Below are 19,438 nucleotides of genomic sequence, written 5' to 3' on the forward strand. Positions count from 1 at the left end.
GCGAACGCGCTCAGTCGTCCTGCTCGTGGCCGACCGTCGTACTCTGCAACTCCTCGTCGATTTCGGCGTCGGCCATCTTCTCCACGAGGGCGTCCAGCACTTCCTCGCGCATGCCGGGCACGAACTTGATGGACCCGACGACGAGGTGGCCGCCGCCGGAGACGCCGCCCCCGACGATTTCCTCGTTGAGTTCCGTCACCATCTCGGGGATGTCGAGGCGCACGCCGTCGCTCCGGAGGACCGCGAAGTCCGGCCCGTAGCCGATGGTGATGACCGGTTCGCCGGTCTCTTGGACCTTCCGGTCGTGGATTTCGCCCGTGGTCTTGCCCGGCGCGGGGTAGGTGAACCGGTGGGCGTGGTTCTCCACGTCGATGCGGTAGAGGTGAGCGTCGCTCTCCAGTCGCTCGTGTTCGACGTGGGGCATGGCGGCGTCGAGTTGGTCCTCGACTTCCGACTCGGCGGTCTCCGAGAGGAAGGAGACGAGTTCGCGGTGGCGCTCGTCGCCGTCGCCGTTGCCGACGTTCAGCACGTCGTTGATGAGGTTGCGCCCGGCGTCGTACTTCAGCCAGTGGGCCTCGTAGTCGAGGGCCTCGCCGACGTCTCGGAGGAAGGTCTCCTCGTACCCCTCCGACTCGGCGAGTTCGACGTAGTCGGTCATCGCGTCGGCCTTCGAGCGGTCACAGAGGCCCGCGACCGCGGGCACGTGGCGGAGTTCCTCGGTGATGGGCGGCCAAATCATGCGCGCCAGTTCGACGCACATCATCCCGGTCGTGATGCGGTAGTCCTCGTCGTAGAGGTACGGGTTGACGTGGGCGTCCACGTAGGGTTCGACCGCCTCGGGGTCGGGGTGGTGGTGGTCCACGACGACGATGGGGATGTCGTAGTGCGCGAGGTTCTTGTACGCGGGCACGTCCTCGGCGGTGCTCCCGTTGTCGAGCATCAGCAGGAGCGGAAGCTTCTGGCCGTGGCGCGCCTGGTCCTCCAAGGCGAAGTTGAGGTCGCGGGTCACGTCCTCCATCTCGTAGAAGGGAGCCTTGCTCGGTAGGCGCTTGAACAGGTGGCGCTTGGCCTGCGGGTCCTGGTGGGTCTCGGCGATGAACTGCTCCAGCGCGTACTGGACCGGAATCGAGGCGCACATCCCGTCGCCGTCGGCGTGGTGGCGAACGCGGATGGGCCGGCTTTCGAGGACGGTCCGGCGGAGCTGTCGCGCGACCGCTTCGAGGTCGGGGAACATCTGGGTCAGCGCGGGCCACTCCACGAGCGGTTCGGTCTCGTGGGGTTCCGCGCGCTCCTCGAACGCGGCTTGGAGGCGCTCGCGCACGTCGTCGGCGTCACCGTCGGACAGGACGTCGAGCGAATCGACCTCGACCTGCAGCGAGTTGTCGCGCTCGTCGACCTGTCCGGTCACTCGAACCACGTCGTCGATTTCGACCTCGGGGTAGGCGCGGACGCCGGCCTCCTCGAACGCGGCGCACGGGACGACGCCTGTCTCGTCGCTGACGTGGAAGATGGTCGGGCCGCCGGTCTGCTTTATCTGGACGATTTCGCCTTCGAGGTGGACCGTCTCGCCGACCGCGCCCGAGAGTTCGCCCGCGTCCGAGATGTCGTAGTCGTGGTCGACTTCGACGGTCTCGTAGTCGTCGAGGTCCGCGGGTTCGAAGCTCAGGTCGCCGTTCTCCCGAATCTCGGTCAGTTTGACCACGAGGTCGTCGTCGACCGCGTAGCTTCCCTCGTAGTTCGATTCGTGCGCGAGTCCGGAGACCGAGTCCGAGAGGTCCACGAACACGCCGTAGTCGACCACGCCGTTGACCGTAGCGTGGTAGTAGTTGCCCTCTGAGACGTCTTCGAGGGTGCAGTCCGGGTCGAGGTCGTAGACGACGACCTCGTCGCCGGAATTAGCGGAGGCTGTCATTCTTGTCCGTGTTTCGGTTCGGCCGATTTTAAGGGTTTGCAACTCCGCTCACAGGAACTCCCAGTTTCCGGAGAGCGATTCGGGTCGTTTCCGAGCGGTTCGGTCGGTTCACGGTCTCCCGTGGACGGTCTGGCGCGCTCCGGGAAGAAACAGACGACGGCCGCCGGAGAGGACGGACGCGTTCGCCCACCGGTTCGCAACCTTTAGAACGCGCCCGCCCGGAGATTTCACCATGCGGTTGTTCCGGTCGAGCGAGATTCTCGGCATCGCCGAGGACGCCCTCCAGTTCGCCTTGGCGGCGTCGGAAGACGCCCACCCCGACGAGTACATGGGCTTTCTCCGGGGCGAGGACGCCCGGTCGCTCGGACTCGAACGCGACGGGACGGTCATCACCGACGTGCTGGTCATCCCCGGCACCGAGTCCAACCCGATGAGCGCCACGGTCAAGACCAGCATGATACCCAACGACTTCAACTCGGTCGGGTCGGTCCACTCCCACCCCAACGGCGTCCTCCGGCCGAGCGACGCCGACCTCGCCACCTTCGGCAGGGGGAAGGTCCACATCATCATCGGCTACCCCTACGACCGCGAAGACTGGCGGGCGTTCGACCGGAACGGCGACCCGCGGGAGTTAGACGTTCTCGACGTCTCGCTCCCCGAGGGCGAATCGTTCTTCGACTTCACACAGGCCGACATCGACGCGGAACTGGATTACGACTTCGACGAGGACGCAGACGCACCATGACTGACGAGGACACAGGACCGACCGGCGAGGGCACAGCACCGACCGACGAGGAGACAGCATGACCCACGTCATCGCGCAGGGAACCTTCGACCTCCTCCACCCCGGCCACGTTCACTACCTCCGGGACGCCGCGGCGTTCGGCGACCGACTCACGGTCATCGTCGCCCGCCGGGGCAACGTCACCCACAAGGAACCGCCGATTCTGCCGAACCGCCAGCGCCGGGACATGGTCGCGGCGCTCGACCCCGTGGACGACGCTCGCGTGGGCCATCCCGAGGACATCTTCGCGCCCATCGAGGAACTGGAACCCGACGTCATCGCGTTGGGCCACGACCAGCACCACGACGAGGTCGCCATCGAGGACGAACTCGCCCGCCGAGGCGTCGAGTGCGAGGTCCGGCGCGCGAGTCCCCGCGACCCCGCCTACGACGGCGAACTGCTCTCGACGGGCCGCATCATCGACCGGATTCTGGACGAACGCGGCGACTGACCGCTCGGCCCGCGACTGCTCGCGTCTCCGCCCCGTTCTGGCACCGCGAGTCGTCGCGGAGCCAATAGAAGACTTATACCGCGCCCGGCCGACGCCGGACCCATGCCCTCCCGCAGACGATTCCTCCTCGGCGTCGCCCTCGCGTCGGGACTCGCCGGATGCACCGGCGGCGAACTCGCCGACTCGACCGAGAGCGACGCGACCGGTCCCGAAAACGGAACCCGGCGGACCGCCGACGGACCCCCGACGACCGTCGGGGGAACCCCGACCGACTCCGACACCGTGCCGAAACCGACGCGAGAGTCGCCCCGACACGAGGCGGTCCGCTGGCGAGTCGCCTTCGACGCGCCCGTCGAGCGGCGACCGGCCGTCGGTGGCGACGCGGTGTACGTCGGAGTCGGCGAGGTCGGTCTCTCCGCGAACGGGAGCGACTCCCGGTCGAGCGGTTCGCTCGCCGCGCTCGGCGCGACCGACGGGACGCCGCGATGGACGAGCGCGCTCCCCGCCGCGCCCGCGCGCGTCCCCCGAGTCCACGACGGCGAAGTCTACTGCGTCGCAGGTCGGAGCAATGGTTTCCACGGCGTAGACCAGCGCCTCCTCGAGTTCGGGCCCGACGGCACCGAGCGCTGGCGGACCGACGGGGTCGACCAGTTTCTCGACCTCCTCGCGGTCGGCGGCGGTCGCGCCTACCTCGGAACCAGCGACGACGCCCTCGGGTTCGACGGCCAGCGACTGTTCGCGGTCGGCCGCTCGGACGGCGATTCCCGGTGGTCGGTCGAGACCGGCGACGCCTTCCGGGGGACGTACCTCGACGGGTCGCTGCTGGTCGGCCTCGGCGGTCGCGGGGTCGCGCGTCACGACGCCGCCACCGGCGAGCGGCAGTGGCAGAAGCGGGTCGAAGGCGTGGGGTCGTCGGACGGGTCGTTCGTCGTCGCCGACGGCGCGGTGCTGGCCGGCGGACCCCGGGACGGCGACGGACGGCTCGCGGCCCTCGACCTCGCCGACGGGAGCCAGCGGTGGACCTACGCCGCGGGCGGCGGCCGAGCGTTCGTCCCGTCGGGCGCGGCACTCGCCGGTGACACCGTCGTCGGAACCGAGTACGGCGGTCGGGTCTTCGCGCTGGCCGTCGGCGACGGACGCGAGCAGTGGGCGACCGACCTCGACGGCGAGACGCGCCGGGCCCCGGTGGTCGCGGACGGCACCGTCTTCGTCGGCGGCTACCGAAGCAATGCGGCCGACGTAATTCACGCGCTCGACGCCGAGACGGGTGAAACGCGGTGGCGCGCCGACGCGCCCGGGTTCTCCGGGGCGGTCCACCCGACCGGCGAGACGGTCGTGGTCCGGACCGGCGACGGCCGGGCGGTGCGGTCGCTCGACGCGGCCGACGGGTCGGTCCGGTGGTCGTTCGAGGCGAGCGAACCGCTGTCGGCGCTGGTCGTCGACGACGGCGGCGTCTACGCCGCGAGCGAGAGCGGAATCGTGCGAAAATTCGAGAAGTGAGCGTCCGAACCTACAGCGAGTCCCACGCCTTCAGCGCCTTGGGCACCGAACTCACGTCGGCGATCCAGCGCGCGGCGATGGCCTTCTTCAGGAGCTTCGCGGGGTAGGAGTTGAACGTCCGGAACGGAACCGTCACGCCGCCGGCCTGTACGTCGTGGGCGACCGCCTTGTCGCCGATCGAGATGACCGTCCCCTTGTCCTCGTGGGTCCACGTCTTGAGCGGTTGGTCGTTGATGGCGCGGGCGATGTTCTCGCCGACGACCTCGGCGGCCTGCCACGCGGCCTGCGCGGTCGGCGGTGCCGGGTTCTCGCCTTGGTCGACGATGGCCGAGTCGCCGACGGCGAAGACGCGCTCGTCGCTGGTCTGGAAGTCAGACTCGGTGGTGACGCGGTTGTGCTCGTTGTCGAGGTCGGTGCCGTCGAGCGCGTCCTGTCCGGTGATGCCGCCGGTCCAGACGAACACGTCGTAGTCGAGCGGGTCGCCCTCGTCGAAGTGGATGGCGTCTTCGTCGGCCTCGGTGATGGGGTCGTCGGTCAGGATTTCGACGTCGGCCTCTTCGAGGTGTCGCCGGACCGTGCCCTGCAACTCGGAGTCCTGTCCGGGCATGATCTCTTCGAGGGCTTCCACGAGGTAGATGTCGATGGGCGCGCGGTGTTCGTCGCGGTACTCCGCGATTTCGCCCGCGCTCTGGATGCCCGAGAGGCCCGCGCCGCCGATGACGACCTTCGCCGGGTCGTTGCGCGACGCCCGCGAGGCGGCCTCCTCGACCTGCCGGTGAATCTCGTGAGCGTCGTCGAGGCTCTTGAGCGTCAGGGCGTTCTCCGCCATGCCGGGGATGCCGTAGTAGGCGGTCTGGCTTCCGAGTGCGACGAGCAGGTAGTCGTAGTCGACGGCGTCGTCGCCGTCGAGTTCGACGGTCTGGTCGTCGGTGTCGACGCTCTCGACGCGGGCCTGCACGAACTCCGTGCTCGGACTCGCGATGTCGCCGACCGGAATCGTGATGTCGTCTTCCACGCTCGGGTCGCGGATGACCCGATGGGCTTCGTGAAGAACGAGATGGTAGTTGTTTTCGGATATCCACGTGATCTCCGCGTCCGCGTGTTCCAACTCGGCTTCGAGGCTCTGAACTGCGCCTGCACCGGCGTAACCCGCGCCGAGTACGACGACCTTCTCAGTCATACACCTAACTCCGAAGTCCTCGGATACAAAGGCTTTGGAACCCCCGAACGATTGAGAGGGATTGACTACCACGTGAAAACTGAAGGATAAATGTCCGATTTCCGGGGCGGAAGTCGGCTAGTGGCCGGGTTCCTCGGCGGGGGCCTTCATCGACTCTATCTTCAGAATCACGATGTTGTTCGTGTCGTCTTTCCCGTCTACGCTACCCGTAACGACGAGTTTCGAGAGCGGCGTCGGACCCACGCGGACGCTGTCGCCCTCGTGGAACTGCCCCATCGACCCGCGGACGTGGATTTCGGCGCGGCAGAGTTCGGGGTGGTGGACGCTGGCGAGGTCGATTTCCTCGACGTTGACGTCCTCGACGGGTTCTCCGTCGAGGGCGATGGGGACCTCAGCCTCTTGGTCCATGTCTTGGATGCCGAGTGCGTCGAACGCGTTGGCGGTCGGCTTGTACCCGCCCTTCGGACCGGGGACGCCCTCGACGAGTTGGAGGGCTTTGAGACTCTGCATCTGGTTCCGGATGGTGCCGGGGTTTCGGTCGACTTCGTCGGCGATGTCCTCTCCTTTCACCGCGTCTTCGGTCTCGCGGTGGAGGTCCACGAGCGCGCGGAGAATCTTCTTTTGACTCGCAGTCAGTTCGATTGTCGACATTGTCGAACCTTGGCGATAGATTGGCTTAAATGCGGCGAACCGGAGGACGGCGCGCCGGGAATCGGGATTTCGAAGCGCCGACAGTTAATCCCCTCGCATCCAATCGGGGAACGACACCGATTTGACGGTGGGGGCGATGGGTCCAGATATGCAAGGGAAACGCGTCCTCGTGACCGGTGGCGCAGGCTTCATCGGGTCGAATCTGGCCAACTACCTCGCCGACGAGAACGAAGTCGTCGCGGTGGACGACTGCTATCTCGGCACGCCCGAGAATTTGGACGACGAGGTCGAGTTCCACGACGTGAGCGTGCTGGACGACGACCTGCCGACCGAGGGCGTGGACGTGCTGTTCCACCTCGCCGCGCTGTCGTCGCTGACCATGCACGAGGACAGCATCGAGGGACTCCGAGAGGGCGCGCGCGTCAACGTCGAGGGGTTCGCCAACACCGTCGAGCAGGTCCGCCAAGACGGCTGTGACACCGTGGTCTACGCTTCTACTTCGTCCATCTACGGGAGTCGGACCGAACCCTCGCCCGAGAGCATGGACGTGGAGGCCCGCACCGGGTACGAGGCGTCGAAACTCGCCCGCGAGCGGTACGGCGAGTACTTCGCCAACGCCCACGACATGCACGTGGCCGGAATGCGCTTCTTCTCGGTGTATCAGGGGTACGGCGGGTCCGAGGAGCACAAGGGCGAGTACGCCAACATCGTCTCGCAGTTCGCCCACGACATCGCCAACGGCGAGTCCCCCGTCATCTACGGCGACGGGAGCCACACCCGCGACTTCACCCACGTCTCGGACGTCGTCCGCGGCCTCGAACTCGCGGCCGACCACGAACTCACCGGCATCTACAACCTCGGCACCGGCGAGTCCTACAGCGCCAACGAAGTGGTCGAACTGCTGAAGGAGGAACTCGACTCGGACGTGGCGGTCGAACACGTCGAGAACCCCATCGACGACGACATGTTCGTCCACGACACCATGGCCGACGCCTCGAAGATGACGGAGGCCACCGGATGGGAACCCCAGATTAGCTTCGAGGAGGGCATCGAAGAGGTCTGTGCGCCGTACAAGTAGTCGGACCGCCTCGACTCCCGACCGGACCCGCAATTCTCGCGCCAAACCGAAATCAGGCCTTCTTTACGCCGGGCTTTCGAAGGTTCCGCCATGAACCGACAGGTGCAGATTATCGGCGTGCCGATGGACCTCGGCGCGGACCGACGCGGCGTGGACATGGGTTCCTCGACCATCAGATACGCGGGTCTCGCGGACGAACTCGACGCCCTCGGCATCGACGTGACCGACGCGGGCGACCTCCCGGTCCCCCGCGCCGAAGAGCGCGACCCCGAGGCCGAGCAACCCGCCGAAGGCGAGGCGAAGTTCCTGCGCGAGACCGCCGACGTGTGTACCCGCCTCGCCGACGAGGTGGCCGACACGCTCGAAGCGGGCCACTTTCCGCTCGTCCTCGGCGGCGACCACTCCATCGCCATCGGGACCGTCACGGGCGCGGCCCGCGACGCCGACCTCGGCGTAATCTGGTTCGACGCTCACGGCGACTTCAACACGCCCAAGACCTCGCCGTCGGGCAACGTCCACGGGATGCCGCTGGCCGCGGTCCTCGGAATCGGCGACTTCGCCGACACCGAGTGGGCGAACGCGCCGAACCTCCGGGAGGAGAACGTCGCCATGGTCGGCCTCCGGAGCCTGGACGACGCCGAACGGGAAGCCATCCGGGAGAGCGACGTGACCGCCTACACCATGTCGGACATCGACGAGCGCGGCGTCACCCCGGTCGTCGAGGACGCCCTCGACGTGGCGACCGACGGCACCGACGGCATCCACGTCAGCCTCGACATGGACTGGCTCGACCCGAAGGTGGCGCCCGGCGTCGGCACTCCGGTCCGGGGCGGCGTCAACTACCGCGAGGCCCACACCGCGCTGGAGACGGTCGCCGAACGCGACGAGGCCGACGGCGTCCTGCGCTCGCTGGAGGTCGTGGAGGTCAATGCGATTCTGGACGAACACAACGAGACCGCCGAGTTGGCGACCGAACTCGCCGCGAGCGGTCTCGGAAAGCGGATTCTCTGAGCCGGTCGTTCGAAGTGAATCCCCGACGAGTCGGAAGTAGTCGGTCGGAAAAACGTGCGTCGGGTCGATTAGTCCACTCGCCCCACCGTTCTCATGCCGCGGTACGACAATACTGCACCGACGACGAACAGGAGGGTCGCGAGGTAGATCGGACCGAGGTGTGTCAGCCAATCGTGGGCGAACAGGTCGAGGTAGTGCATCGGTAGTGCGAAGGCGAGCGACACCACGGGAATAGCGACCGCGGTCGCCCACGCCCACAACTGCCCGCTCCGAACGCCGTACCACGCTAACGCCACGACGCCGATGCCGGCCCCGATGAGTAGTCCGGAGACCGCGACGTGGAGATGGTTGATGTAGTGTAACATCTCCGGGTTGCTCACGGCGAGTTCCGCTCTCGTTACGCCGCCGATGGTATCGACCCCCAACTCGAAGCCCGAACCGAGGAACGTTCTGTACAGAAACGCGACTCCGTACCCGACGAACCCCAATCCGGCGAGGACCATCAAGCGTGCGCCGTTGCGAACTCCGGTGGTGGCCTCGAACGTCCTCTCGTGTTGCCTGACCGCGGCTTTCTCTGCCATCTCATCACCAACATTGTTGTACGTTCCCAATTATCATAACCGTGCTGGATACGCTCTCCCCCGTCCGGACAACTTTAACGAACCACTTCGGGGAGACCATGAGCCGACACGCTCGAAACCACCACGACCGAGTCCGTTTCCGCGTCGCGAGCGGAATGCCCGACTACGACGCGACCACTGCGCAGGCGTCGAGGTGTCGGCCGAACTAAACTACGAAGTCGAAGACCGACAGGACGTAGCAGAAATAGCGAGTCGGTAGAACAGACGACCGGAGGCGACCGCGAGTTACTCCTCGCGTTCGACCGTCTCGGTCGGTTCGTCGGTCCCGTTCGCCTCGGGAATTACGTCCACGGTGGCGACGCTGTCGTCGCCCTCGACCTCCATCACTTTCACGCCCATCGTGTTCCGGCCGACCTCGGAGATGTCGGCCGCCCGAATCCGCATGATCTGGCCGTCTTCGCTCATGATGATGAGGTGGTCGTCGGGAGCGACCGCCTTGACCGACGTGACGCCTCCGTTCCGGTCGCCGGTCTTGATGTCGGTGAGTCCGTAGCCGTACCGCGACTGCGTGCCGTACTCGGTGAGCGGCGTCCGCTTGCCGTATCCGTGTTCGGTGACGGTCAGCAGCGACCGGTCGTCGTCGTCCGTCGCCGTGACCATGCCCGCGACCGCGTCGCCGTCGCGGAGTTTCACGCCGTTGACGCCCTTCGTCCGACGGCCGGTCGCGGTGACCTCCGACTCGTCGAACCGAATCGCCATCCCGTTCCGCGTGGCGATGAGGAGGTCGGTCGTCCCGTCCGTCACCTTCACGTCCACGAGTTCGTCGCCGTCTTCGAGTCTGGCGGCGATGATACCGGTCGAGAGGATGTTGTCGAAGTCGCTGGCGACCGTCCGGTTGACCATCCCCTCGCGGGTGACCATCGCGAGGTACTCGTCGTCCTCGAAGTCGTCGGTGTTGACGACCGCGGTAATCTCCTCGCCGTCGTCGAGGTCGAGGAGATTTATCGCCGACTTGCCCCGGGCGGTCCGGGACATCTCGGGAATCTCGTAGGTCTTCAGGCGGTAGACCTGTCCCTGATTCGTGAAACAGAGCAGGTAGTCGTGGGTGTTCGCCCGGAACACCTTCGAGACGCGGTCGCCCTCCTTGATGTCGCCGCCGATGATGCCCTTACCGCCGCGGTTCTGGGCGTCGAACTGCGACACCGGCATGCGCTTGACGTAGTCCTGTTCGGTCACGACCACGACCACGTCCTCCTCGGCGATGAGGTCCTCGCGGGTCACTTCGTCGGTGTCCTCGATGAACGAGGTCCGGCGGTCGTCGTCGTACTCGTCTTTGACTTCGAGCAGTTCCTCCTTGATGACCGAGAGGAGTTCGGACTCGTCGCCGAGGATGGTCTCGAGTCGCTCGATGCGGGCCTGCACGTCCTCGTACTCGCTCTCGATTTCGGCGGCCTCCATCGAGGTGAGACTCCCCAACTGCATGCGGACGATGTGGTCGACCTGCTCGTCCGAGAACTCGTACTCGGCCTTGAGGTCGGCCTTCGCCTCGTCGCGGTCCTCGGCGTCCTGGATGATGTCTACCACGTCGTCGGCGTGTTCGAGCGCGGTCAGTCTGCCTTCGAGGATGTGAGCGCGGTCCTCCTTCTCGGCGAGTTCGTACTGGCTCCGGCGCCGGACGACGTCCTTCCGGTGGTCGAGGTAGTGCCGGAGCGTCTCCTTCAGCGACAGCACCTTCGGTTCGCCGTCGACCAGCGCGAGGTTGATGACGCCGAAGGTCTTTTCCAGATAGCTCTCGAGCAGTTGGTTCTTGACGACCTCCACCATCGCGTTCTGCTTCAACTCGACCACGATGCGGATGCCGTCGCGGTCCGACTCGTCGCGCAGGTCCCGAATCCCCTCGATGGACCCCTCGTTGACCGAGTCGGCTATCTTCTCTATCATCCGGGCCTTGTTGGTCTGGAAGGGGAGTTCGGTGATGATGATGCGGTCGCTGCCCTTCTCGCGCTCCTCGACCTCGTACTCGGCCCGGACGCGGATGCGACCCCGACCGGTCTTGTACGCGGCGTGGACCGCGTTGTGACCCACGATGTTCGCGCCGGTCGGGAAGTCGGGACCCTTGACGTGTTCCATCAGGTCCTCGACGGTCGCGTCGGGGTTCTCGATGAGTTCCACCGTCGCGTCGATGACCTCGCCGAGGTTGTGGGGCGGGATGTTCGTACTCATCCCGACCGCGATGCCCGACGACCCGTTCACGAGCAGGTTCGGGAACGCCGACGGCAGGACTTCCGGTTCCTGAAGCCGGTCGTCGTAGTTGGACTTCCAATCGACGGTGTCCATGTCGATGTCCGCCAGCAGTTCCTCGGCGATGGGGGCCATGCGGGCCTCCGTGTACCGCATCGCGGCCGGCGGGTCGCCGTCCACCGACCCGAAGTTCCCTTGCCCGTCCACCAGCGGATACCGCATCGAGAAGTCCTGTGCCATCCGCGCCAGCGCGTCGTATATCGAACTGTCGCCGTGCGGGTGGAAGTCACCCATCGTGTCGCCTACGATGTTGGAGGACTTCCGATGGCTCGCGCCGCTGGTGATGCCCGCCCGGTGCATCGCGTAGAGGATGCGCCGGTGGACGGGCTTCAACCCGTCTCGAACGTCGGGCAGGGCCCGTCCCGCGATGACCGACATCGCGTAGTCGATGTAGCTCTGCTCCATCTCGTCTTCGACGCGTACGTTGCGTACGCGGTCTGCGACCTCGCTCGGGAGGTCTGGCGTGTCCGAACTCATATCAGATGTCAACCCAGTCCGCTTCCGTGGCGTGTTCCTTGATGAACTGCTTGCGCGGTTCGACCGCGTCACCCATCAGCACCGAGAACATCTTGTCGGCCGTGGCCGCGTCCTCGACGGTAATCTGCTTGAGGATGCGGTTGTCGGGGTTCATGGTCGTGTCCCACAACTGCTCGGGGTTCATCTCGCCGAGTCCCTTGAACCGCTGGACCTGCGAGGGAGTCCCGTCGCACTTCTCCTCGATGATGCGGTCGCGCTCCTCCTCGGTCATGGCGTCGTACGTCTCGCCGCGGTGCCGGATGCGGTACAGCGGCGGCTGGGCCGCGTAGACGTACCCCGCTTCGAGCAGCGGCCGCATGTACCGGTACAGCAGCGTCAGATACAGCGTCCGGATGTGGGCACCGTCCACGTCGGCGTCGGTCATGATGATTATCTTGTGGTAGCGCGCGTCGTCGAGGTCGAACTCGTCGCCGACGCCGGTGCCGATGGCGGTGATGAGGTTCCGAATCTTGTCGTTCTCCAGCACCCGGTCGAGGCGGTGTTTCTCGACGTTGAGGACCTTGCCGAACAGCGGCAGGATGGCCTGAAACTCCCGGTCGCGGGCCTGCTTTGCCGACCCGCCGGCGGAGTCGCCCTCGACCACGAACAGTTCCGAGTCGGAGGGGTCGCGGCTCTGACAGTCCGCGAGTTTACCGGGGAGCGCGGTCGACGCGAGCGCGTTCTTGCGTCGGGTCAGTTCCTCGGCCTTCTTCGCGGCCTTCCGGGCCTTCGCGGCCTCGACGGCCTTCGAGACGATGGCCTCGGCGGTCGAGGGGTTCTCCTCGAAGTACGTCGAGAGTCCCTCGTGAATCGCCGACTCCACGATGCCCCGGACCTCGCTGTTGCCGAGTTTGGTCTTGGTCTGGCCCTCGAACTGCGGGTCGGGGTGCTTGACCGAGATGACCGCCGTCAGACCTTCCCGCACGTCTTCGCCCTTGAGATTCTCGTCCAAGTCGCCCAAGAGGTTGTTCTCGTTGCCGTAGTCGTTGACGAATCGCGTCAGAGCGGTCTTGAACCCGGTGAGGTGGGTACCGCCCTCGCGGGTGTTGATGTTGTTGGCGAACGCGTGGATGGACCCCTGCAGTTCGTCGGTGGCCTGCATCGCCAACTCGACCTGAATGTTCTGGTCCTCGTCCTCGAAGTAGATGACCTCCTCGTGGAGCGGCGTCTTGGTCTCGTTGAGGTACTCGACGAACTCCCGAATCCCGCCCTCGTACTCGAAGGTGTCGGAGTTGCCGTCCTCGTCGCGGAGGTCGTCCAGTCCGATCTGGACCCCGGAGTTGAGGAAGGCGAGTTCGCGCAGGCGACTCTCCAGCGTCGAGTAGGTGAACTCGGTCGTCTCGAAGATGTCGCCGTCGGGCCAGAACCGAATCTCGGTCCCGGTCTCCTCGTCGGGTTCGAGGTCCCGGACGCGTTCGAGAGGCGTGACGGGTTCGCCCTGCTCGAACTCCTGGTGCCAGAGCGCGCCGTCTCGCTTGACCTCGACTTCGAGGCGCTCCGAGAGCGCGTTGACCACCGAGACGCCGACGCCGTGGAGTCCGCCGGACACCTGGTAGGACTTGTTGTCGAACTTCCCGCCCGCGTGGAGGACGGTCAGAATGACCTCGACCGCGGGCTTGTCGTACTCCTCGTGGGTGTCCACGGGAATGCCCCGACCGTCGTCGGCGATGCTGACCGACCCGTCGTCGTGGATATTCACATCAATCGAGTCACAGTAACCGGCGAGGGCCTCGTCGATAGAATTGTCAACTACTTCGAACACGAGGTGGTGTAAACCCCGTGTGTCGGTAGAACCGATATACATCGCCGGGCGTTTTCGAACCGCCTGTAGGCCTTCGAGAACCTGAATTTGCCCGGCCCCGTATTCACTTTCCTGACTCATAAAACCTGATTCAGCGTAGCAGTTCCGTCCTGATAAATCCCTCGCACACGCGCGCGCGACCGGTGTCACCCCCGTGAGAAAACGAGGGGAAAGCGACAATTATTCCGGGGCCACGTCGACTTGGTCGAGTTCGCTCACCTCGTCGATGGAGATACCGCCCGTGAGTTCTCGGTAGGGGTACGGCATCTCGACGCCCTCGTCGTCGAACCGCTCTTTGACGCCCTCGACGTGTTCCGAGAGGACCTGTTTGAACTTGCCCCGGCCCGGGTCCGCTATCCAGATTCTGGATTCGAGACCGACGTAGGAGTCGGCGAGTTCGGTCGTCCGGACCGACGGTTCGGGGTCGTCCAGCACGTCGGGGAGCGACCGGGCGTCTTCGAGGATTATCTCGCGGGCCGCGTCGATGTCGTCGTCGTAGCCGATGCCGAAGACGAACTGGAGTCGAAGTCTGTCGTTGGCCATCGCGTTCGTCACGGCGTTGTTCGCGAGTTCGGAGTTGGGCACCGTGATGACCTCGTTGTTGAACGTCTCGACCTTCGTCACACGGAGGTCCACCTGCCGGACGACTCCCGACATGTCGTTCCACTCTATCCAGTCGCCGACCTCGAAGGGTTTGTCCTTCAGGATGAAGACGCCCGCGACGAAGTTGGCGACGAGGTCCTGCGCCGCGAACCCGAGCGCCAGCGCGAACGCGCCCCCGAGCGTGGCGAACGCCGCCAGAAAACTACCGAACCCCGCGACCGTGAACGCCACCGCGACGGCGACGAAGAGCGCGACGGCGCCCGCCGTCGTCGTGGCCAACTGGACCACCGCCGTGTCGAACCCCCGGGCCGACAGCGACCGCCGGACCAACCGAACCAGCACGTACCGCCCGAGGAGATAGACCGCCGCGAACGCGACGACGAAGACCGCGACGTCCCAGAGCAGACCGCCGAACTGAGCCAGGAACTCCTCGGTGGTGGTCGGCAGTTCGAACTGCTGTAACGGAACCATCTCGTGGCAGTTCGCCGACACTCGGTAAATGGATTCGGGCCGAAACGAGCGATTACGACCGGGAGCGTCGCGTCGAATTCGTTTCCTGTCGATTGAAAATCCCAGTTCGCCCGCGGTCGGACGCGGCCAGCGAACGGGAAACGGCCGACAGCGAGGAGTCGGACTCGGACTCCGAGACCGGCCCGAACCCGGGGTCGCGGAACCCGTCTGTCCCTCCCGAACGAGTGCTTGAAGCCTGCAACCGAGGGAAACGGAAATGGTGGCTTATCCCGCTTCCGACACTCTCTTCGGAGGCATGGTTCACGGCCACAGAGAGCGGAGTATTTCTGACGAACAGCGACGGGAGTTCCTGAAGGCGCTCGGTGTCGGGGGTGCGGTCGCGGCCGGTGGCGCGACGCTCGACGACGTTCGAGACGCGGTCGAGACCGGCGAGACCGCCGAACTCGCGTCCGTCGGCGAGGCGATTCGGAGCGACTTGGCGGGGTCGCTCGACCGGGGCCTGCTGGCCGACGGTCACGCCGAACTCGCCACCGCGGCGGCCGACCTGACCGCGGTTCCCGAACGGGGCCTCCCCGGTGCCGACGCGGGGCCGCGCGAGGAGTTCGCGGCGGTCGCGTCGGCCGCCCGACCGGTGTACGACCACCTCGGAGAAGTAGGCTTCTTCCAGAGTACGACCGAGCGACTGCCCGACTTCGACCCCGGGTACGTCGAGGACAGCGTCCGGCGCTTCGTCGTCAGCGAGGGACTGGCGGGGTCGCTGTCCGACCTCGACTTCGCGGAGGACGAACTAGTGGACCTACTGGCGACCGTGGTGAACCACCGCGAGCGACTCGGCGGGCGCCACTGGGTCAGCACCGACCGACTCCCCCGCGAACAGATGGAGGTCGGGGAGTACATCCCCCCGATGACGAAGGCGGCCGCCGGCGGCGTTCTGCTCTGGTTGGAGGACTTAGACGACCACCTCTGGCGGAACGGCGTCATCCTGACCGACGAGATTCTGGCCGACGCGACGTGGGACGGCCGGGCGATGGCGGCCGGGTTCGACCTGATGGTCGACGGAGCGCGGCGAATCGCCGACCCCGATGACGACACCGCCGACGACGAACTCGCCGGCCTGCTGTCGAGCGGATTCGCCCTGCAGGCCGTCGCCCAGAACCTGCTCCCGCAGGACGCCTACTGGGTCAGCGAGGAGATGCGCGCCGAACGAGACAACGACTTGGAGATTCCCAACTAACAATGGCTGCCGACATCGACCCCGAGAACGAGGAGATCGAACCGGAAGAGCGACCCCACTACATCGACACCGGGCCGGAGGCCCGCGGCGAGGACGAACACGTCGACTACATGCAGGAGTACGACGTCGAGTACGTGTTCGGCGGCGGCATCTCCGGGTGGCACGCGCGCCAACCCCCTCGAATCGAGGGGCAGGTGAATCCCACGCTCGAACTGGAGGCCGGGAACCGCTACCGGGTTCGCTGGGAGAACATCGACGGCGCGCCCCACAACTTCGTCATCCAAGACGCCGACGGAAATCGGCTCGTGGGGACCGACGTGTACTCCGCGGAGGGCGCAACCGCCACGCTGGTGTTCACGGCGACCGAGGAGATGTCTCAGTACATCTGCACCATCCACCCCAACTCGATGGTCGGCGACGTGCAAATCGCGGGCGAAGCCCCGAGTCCCGCCGACCAGCAGGGCGGGAAACTCCAACAGCCACCGGGCCCCGGAGCGGCGCAGGGCGACATCCCCAAGCTTCCGGTCACGACCAACCTGCTAGAGGAGGACAGCGAGCGCCGCGACTCGTGGCTCCACTACGACAAGGGACTCGGCCAGCGCGGGTTCACGCCCGTCGACCGACTCGACCCCGAGAACGTCGCCAGCCTCGAACAGAAGTACACCATTCCGACCGACAGCGCGGGCCTCGAGACGAACCCGATAATCGTCCCGTCGGACCCGCCGGTGATGTACTACACGACCAGTAACCTCTCCGTCGTCGCGGCCAACGCTCGGAACGGGAAGAAGTACTGGGAGTTCAAGTACGCGCTCCCCGAGGACGCCGCGGGACAGACCGGCCGCAACCGGGGCGTCGCCGTGTGGAAGGACAAGGTGTTCCTCGCCACGACCGACTCGTATCTCGTCGCACTCGACCGCTACACCGGCGAGAAGCAGTGGGAGACGCTGATGCTGACCGACGAACAGCAGCGCGAGATGGACCAACCCAAGCGGATGTCCATCAGTCAGGCCCCCATCGCCTACGACGGCCGGATTCTCGTCGGGATGAGCGGCGACTTCGGCGGGTGGTGCGTCGCCTCCTCGGTGGACGCCGAGTCCGGAGACGTGGAGTGGACGGTCAACATGGCTCCCAAAGACGCGTGGGTGGGCGACAGTTGGCGGTTCGCCAGCAACGCCCCGTGGATGAGTCCCTCCATCGACCCCGAGACGAACAACGTCTTCTACGCGGTGGGCAACCCCTGCCCGATGATGAACGGACTCGTCAGGCCCGGGCCGAACCACCACTCCAACTCCATCGTCGCCGTCGACCTCGACTCGGGGAACATCAAGTGGGCCAGCCAACAGATTCCTCACGAACTCTGGGACTACGACAGTCACGCCACCCCGACCGTCTTCGACATCGAAGTCGACGGCGAGACCCGGCGTGCGGTCTCGACCGACCAGAAGGCCGGGTGGACCTACGTCTACGACGCCGAGACCGGACGTCTCCTCGAACGCACCGCGCCGTGGACGAAGCAGGACCACGAGTGGGCAGAACACTTCCTCGCGCTCCCGCCGCGGGGCCGGGAGAACGCCGCGACGGCGTGGCCGGGCACCATCGGCGCGACCGAGTGGCCGCCGTGCGCCTACGACCCGGAGACCGGTATGCGCTACATCGCGGCGGTGGAAGCGGCCCAGCGGGTGTCCTACGACCCCGACTGGGAGTACACGACGAAGGGCGACATCTCGCTCGCGGAGGGCGGGTCGCGACTCGCCTCCGAGGACACCTCCCACAACGCGTACGTGCAGGCCGTCGACCCCGCGACCGGTGACCTCGCGTGGCGGACCGAACTCCCGGACGTGAACTCCTCGTGGTCCCACTGGCGCATCTGGCCGGGCGGAACGACCGCGACGGCGGGCGGCGTCCTGTTCGTCCCGTCCTCGGGCGGACACGTCTACGCGCTCGACACCGAGACGGGCGAGCGCATCTGGAGCGCCGAGACCGACGCCGACCGCATCACCCCCGCGCCGGTGGTGTGGGACGACCCGGTCGAGCAGACCCAGTACGTCGCGGTGGCGGCGGACGACGAGATTACGGTCTGGGCGTCGGGCGGATTCGACGAGTGACCGACGCCGACCCGAACTGAGACCGCGGCCTCTTTTCCGACTCGCGACTTCAGCGCGGCGCGTCGCGCGAAACTGGGACGACTCGACGTGGACGCTCGGCGACCGTTCCGGTCCGACCGGCGGCGTCCGCCGGTAGCGGTCCGTTCCCGCCCGACCGGCGTCTGCCGGGCGTCCCGAGCGGCGCCCGTCACGCCGAGTTAACCCGGCTCTAACTCCGCTTCGGAGGCCGAAATCCGAGTGTAATCCGGGACGACGCGCCGGGACGGTCCCGCGGGATATCGAACGGTGTCCGGCGTTTATCAGAACGCCCGGAATAGACACGCCGGCATGAGCGACACGACGACACTGATAGCACTGATAGCTACGCTGGTCGTCCTCGCGGGCGGCGTCGCGGTCGGTTCGACCGGTCCGCTCGCGACGGGGACTGCGGACGTGGCCGAGCAGGAGACGGCGCAGAACGTGGCCCAAGAGACGACGACCCAGAACGGAACCGCACAGGAGACGGCACAGAACGGAACCGCGCAGGCGACGGCGCAAGCCGGGGGAGCGCAGGACTCGACGAACGTGACCGCCCGGAACGTCACGATAGATACGCTCGTCCTCCGGAACGCGACGGTCCTCGACGCCAACATCGGGGAGTTGACCGTCGTCAACACCTCGGGCGAGAACGCGACCAACCGGACGTACGAGGGCGTCTCCGTCCGGCGCATCGAGGCGTCCGGCACCGTGACCGACCTGACGCTCGAGAACGTCAGCATCAACAACGAGTCGCTGGCGACCGCCCTCCTGAACGAGTCGGGTCGCCTGCGACTCGACACCCGACTCGTCATGGACCTCGCGGTCCTCCAGAACCAGACCGTCAACGGTCTCGAAATCGAGCAGGCGACCGTCCGAGCGAGCGCGGCCCGGAACGTCTCGGTCGGCGCGCAGGTCGGGGCCGGCGGGCAGTCCGGGAACGGAACGGCGTCCGAGGGTCAGCCCGCAATCTCGGCCGAGAGCGTCGTGGTCGAGGGCGCGAACCTCACGCGATTGAACGTCACGGGCGTCTCGACGGGTGCCGAGACGGCGCAGACGAACCAGACCGCTACGGAGACGACCCAGACGACCCAGACCACCGCGGCCGCGAACGGAACGGCCCAGACGACCGGGGCCGAGGAGACGACCGAAACGTCGACGATTCCGGCGGAGGCCAGAAGCGGTGCTACGGACGAGGGAACGACCACCACGGAGACCAACTAGTCCGACGGGAACTGAATCTC

At 66.3% G+C, this 19,438-nt stretch carries 15 protein-coding genes; 8 read left to right on the forward strand and 7 right to left on the reverse strand.

The genetic code is table 11. The annotated features are described in order from the left end of the window. Positions 1–10 precede the first annotated feature (10 nt). Complete coding sequence (gene han / locus M0R89_RS13835) at positions 11–1,912, reverse strand: Hef-associated nuclease (RefSeq protein WP_248649666.1); 1,902 nt, start codon at positions 1,910–1,912, stop codon at positions 11–13. A gap of 232 nt (positions 1,913–2,144) precedes the next feature. Between han and M0R89_RS13840 the strand changes: the two genes are divergently transcribed. The 3 genes from M0R89_RS13840 (at position 2,145) to M0R89_RS13850 (ending at position 4,647) form a co-directional block, all read left to right on the forward strand. After that, positions 2,145–2,657 (forward strand): Mov34/MPN/PAD-1 family protein, encoded by a 513-nt coding sequence (locus M0R89_RS13840; RefSeq protein ID WP_248649667.1) that lies wholly within the window; start codon positions 2,145–2,147, stop codon positions 2,655–2,657. A gap of 58 nt (positions 2,658–2,715) precedes the next feature. Then, entirely contained in the window at positions 2,716–3,147 is a 432-nt protein-coding gene (locus tag M0R89_RS13845; protein ID WP_248649668.1) for an FAD synthase family protein, read from the forward strand. Positions 3,148–3,249: 102 nt separating this feature from the next. Further along, positions 3,250–4,647 (forward strand): outer membrane protein assembly factor BamB family protein, encoded by a 1,398-nt coding sequence (locus tag M0R89_RS13850; protein WP_248649669.1) that lies wholly within the window; start codon positions 3,250–3,252, stop codon positions 4,645–4,647. Positions 4,648–4,657: 10 nt separating this feature from the next. Here the strand turns inward: M0R89_RS13850 and M0R89_RS13855 are convergent, their stop codons facing one another. Together M0R89_RS13855 and M0R89_RS13860 are read right to left on the reverse strand one after the other, a co-directional pair. Continuing rightward, positions 4,658–5,827 (reverse strand): NAD(P)/FAD-dependent oxidoreductase, encoded by a 1,170-nt coding sequence (locus M0R89_RS13855; RefSeq protein WP_248649670.1) that lies wholly within the window; start codon positions 5,825–5,827, stop codon positions 4,658–4,660. 117 nt (positions 5,828–5,944) lie between these two features. Continuing rightward, on the reverse strand, positions 5,945–6,478 hold the full coding sequence (locus M0R89_RS13860) for an Rrf2 family transcriptional regulator (protein WP_248649671.1): 534 nt from the start codon (positions 6,476–6,478) through the stop codon (positions 5,945–5,947). A 148-nt stretch (positions 6,479–6,626) separates the two neighbouring features. Here M0R89_RS13860 and M0R89_RS13865 point away from each other — a divergent pair, with 148 nt between their 5' ends. Both M0R89_RS13865 and rocF read left to right on the forward strand, forming a co-directional pair. Further along, entirely contained in the window at positions 6,627–7,556 is a 930-nt protein-coding gene (locus M0R89_RS13865) for an NAD-dependent epimerase/dehydratase family protein (RefSeq protein ID WP_248649672.1), read from the forward strand. A 90-nt stretch (positions 7,557–7,646) separates the two neighbouring features. Further along, positions 7,647–8,567 carry an arginase gene (gene rocF / locus M0R89_RS13870; protein ID WP_248649673.1) on the forward strand — a complete coding sequence of 307 codons (921 nt, stop codon included), beginning with the start codon at positions 7,647–7,649 and terminating at the stop codon, positions 8,565–8,567. Positions 8,568–8,635: 68 nt separating this feature from the next. Here rocF and M0R89_RS13875 read toward each other — a convergent pair whose 3' ends face one another. The 4 genes from M0R89_RS13875 to M0R89_RS13890 all read right to left on the reverse strand — a co-directional run bounded on the left by M0R89_RS13875 (position 8,636) and on the right by M0R89_RS13890 (position 14,840). Further along, positions 8,636–9,148: a hypothetical protein gene (locus tag M0R89_RS13875; RefSeq protein WP_248649674.1), complete on the reverse strand. Its 513-nt coding sequence runs from the start codon at positions 9,146–9,148 to the stop codon at positions 8,636–8,638. A gap of 285 nt (positions 9,149–9,433) precedes the next feature. Further along, positions 9,434–11,926, reverse strand: coding sequence for a DNA gyrase subunit A (gyrA, locus tag M0R89_RS13880; protein ID WP_248649675.1), 2,493 nt, complete (start codon positions 11,924–11,926; stop codon positions 9,434–9,436). Between the two features lies 1 nt (position 11,927). Continuing rightward, positions 11,928–13,847 carry a DNA topoisomerase (ATP-hydrolyzing) subunit B gene (gene gyrB / locus M0R89_RS13885; RefSeq protein WP_248649676.1) on the reverse strand — a complete coding sequence of 640 codons (1,920 nt, stop codon included), beginning with the start codon at positions 13,845–13,847 and terminating at the stop codon, positions 11,928–11,930. A 99-nt stretch (positions 13,848–13,946) separates the two neighbouring features. Next, entirely contained in the window at positions 13,947–14,840 is an 894-nt protein-coding gene (locus M0R89_RS13890) for a mechanosensitive ion channel family protein (protein WP_248649677.1), read from the reverse strand. 295 nt (positions 14,841–15,135) lie between these two features. Between M0R89_RS13890 and M0R89_RS13895 the strand changes: the two genes are divergently transcribed. The 3 genes from M0R89_RS13895 (at position 15,136) to M0R89_RS13905 (ending at position 19,418) form a co-directional block, all read left to right on the forward strand. Further along, positions 15,136–16,074, forward strand: a complete 939-nt coding sequence (locus M0R89_RS13895) for a twin-arginine translocation signal domain-containing protein (protein ID WP_248649678.1) — start codon at positions 15,136–15,138, stop codon at positions 16,072–16,074. Between the two features lie 2 nt (positions 16,075–16,076). After that, positions 16,077–18,179: an outer membrane protein assembly factor BamB family protein gene (locus M0R89_RS13900; protein WP_248649679.1), complete on the forward strand. Its 2,103-nt coding sequence runs from the start codon at positions 16,077–16,079 to the stop codon at positions 18,177–18,179. Positions 18,180–18,506: 327 nt separating this feature from the next. Continuing rightward, positions 18,507–19,418 (forward strand): hypothetical protein, encoded by a 912-nt coding sequence (locus tag M0R89_RS13905; protein WP_248649680.1) that lies wholly within the window; start codon positions 18,507–18,509, stop codon positions 19,416–19,418. Positions 19,419–19,438: the final 20 nt, after the last annotated feature.

It is taken from the genome of Halorussus limi, from assembly GCF_023238205.1.
Taxonomy (GTDB): domain Archaea; phylum Halobacteriota; class Halobacteria; order Halobacteriales; family Haladaptataceae; genus Halorussus; species Halorussus limi.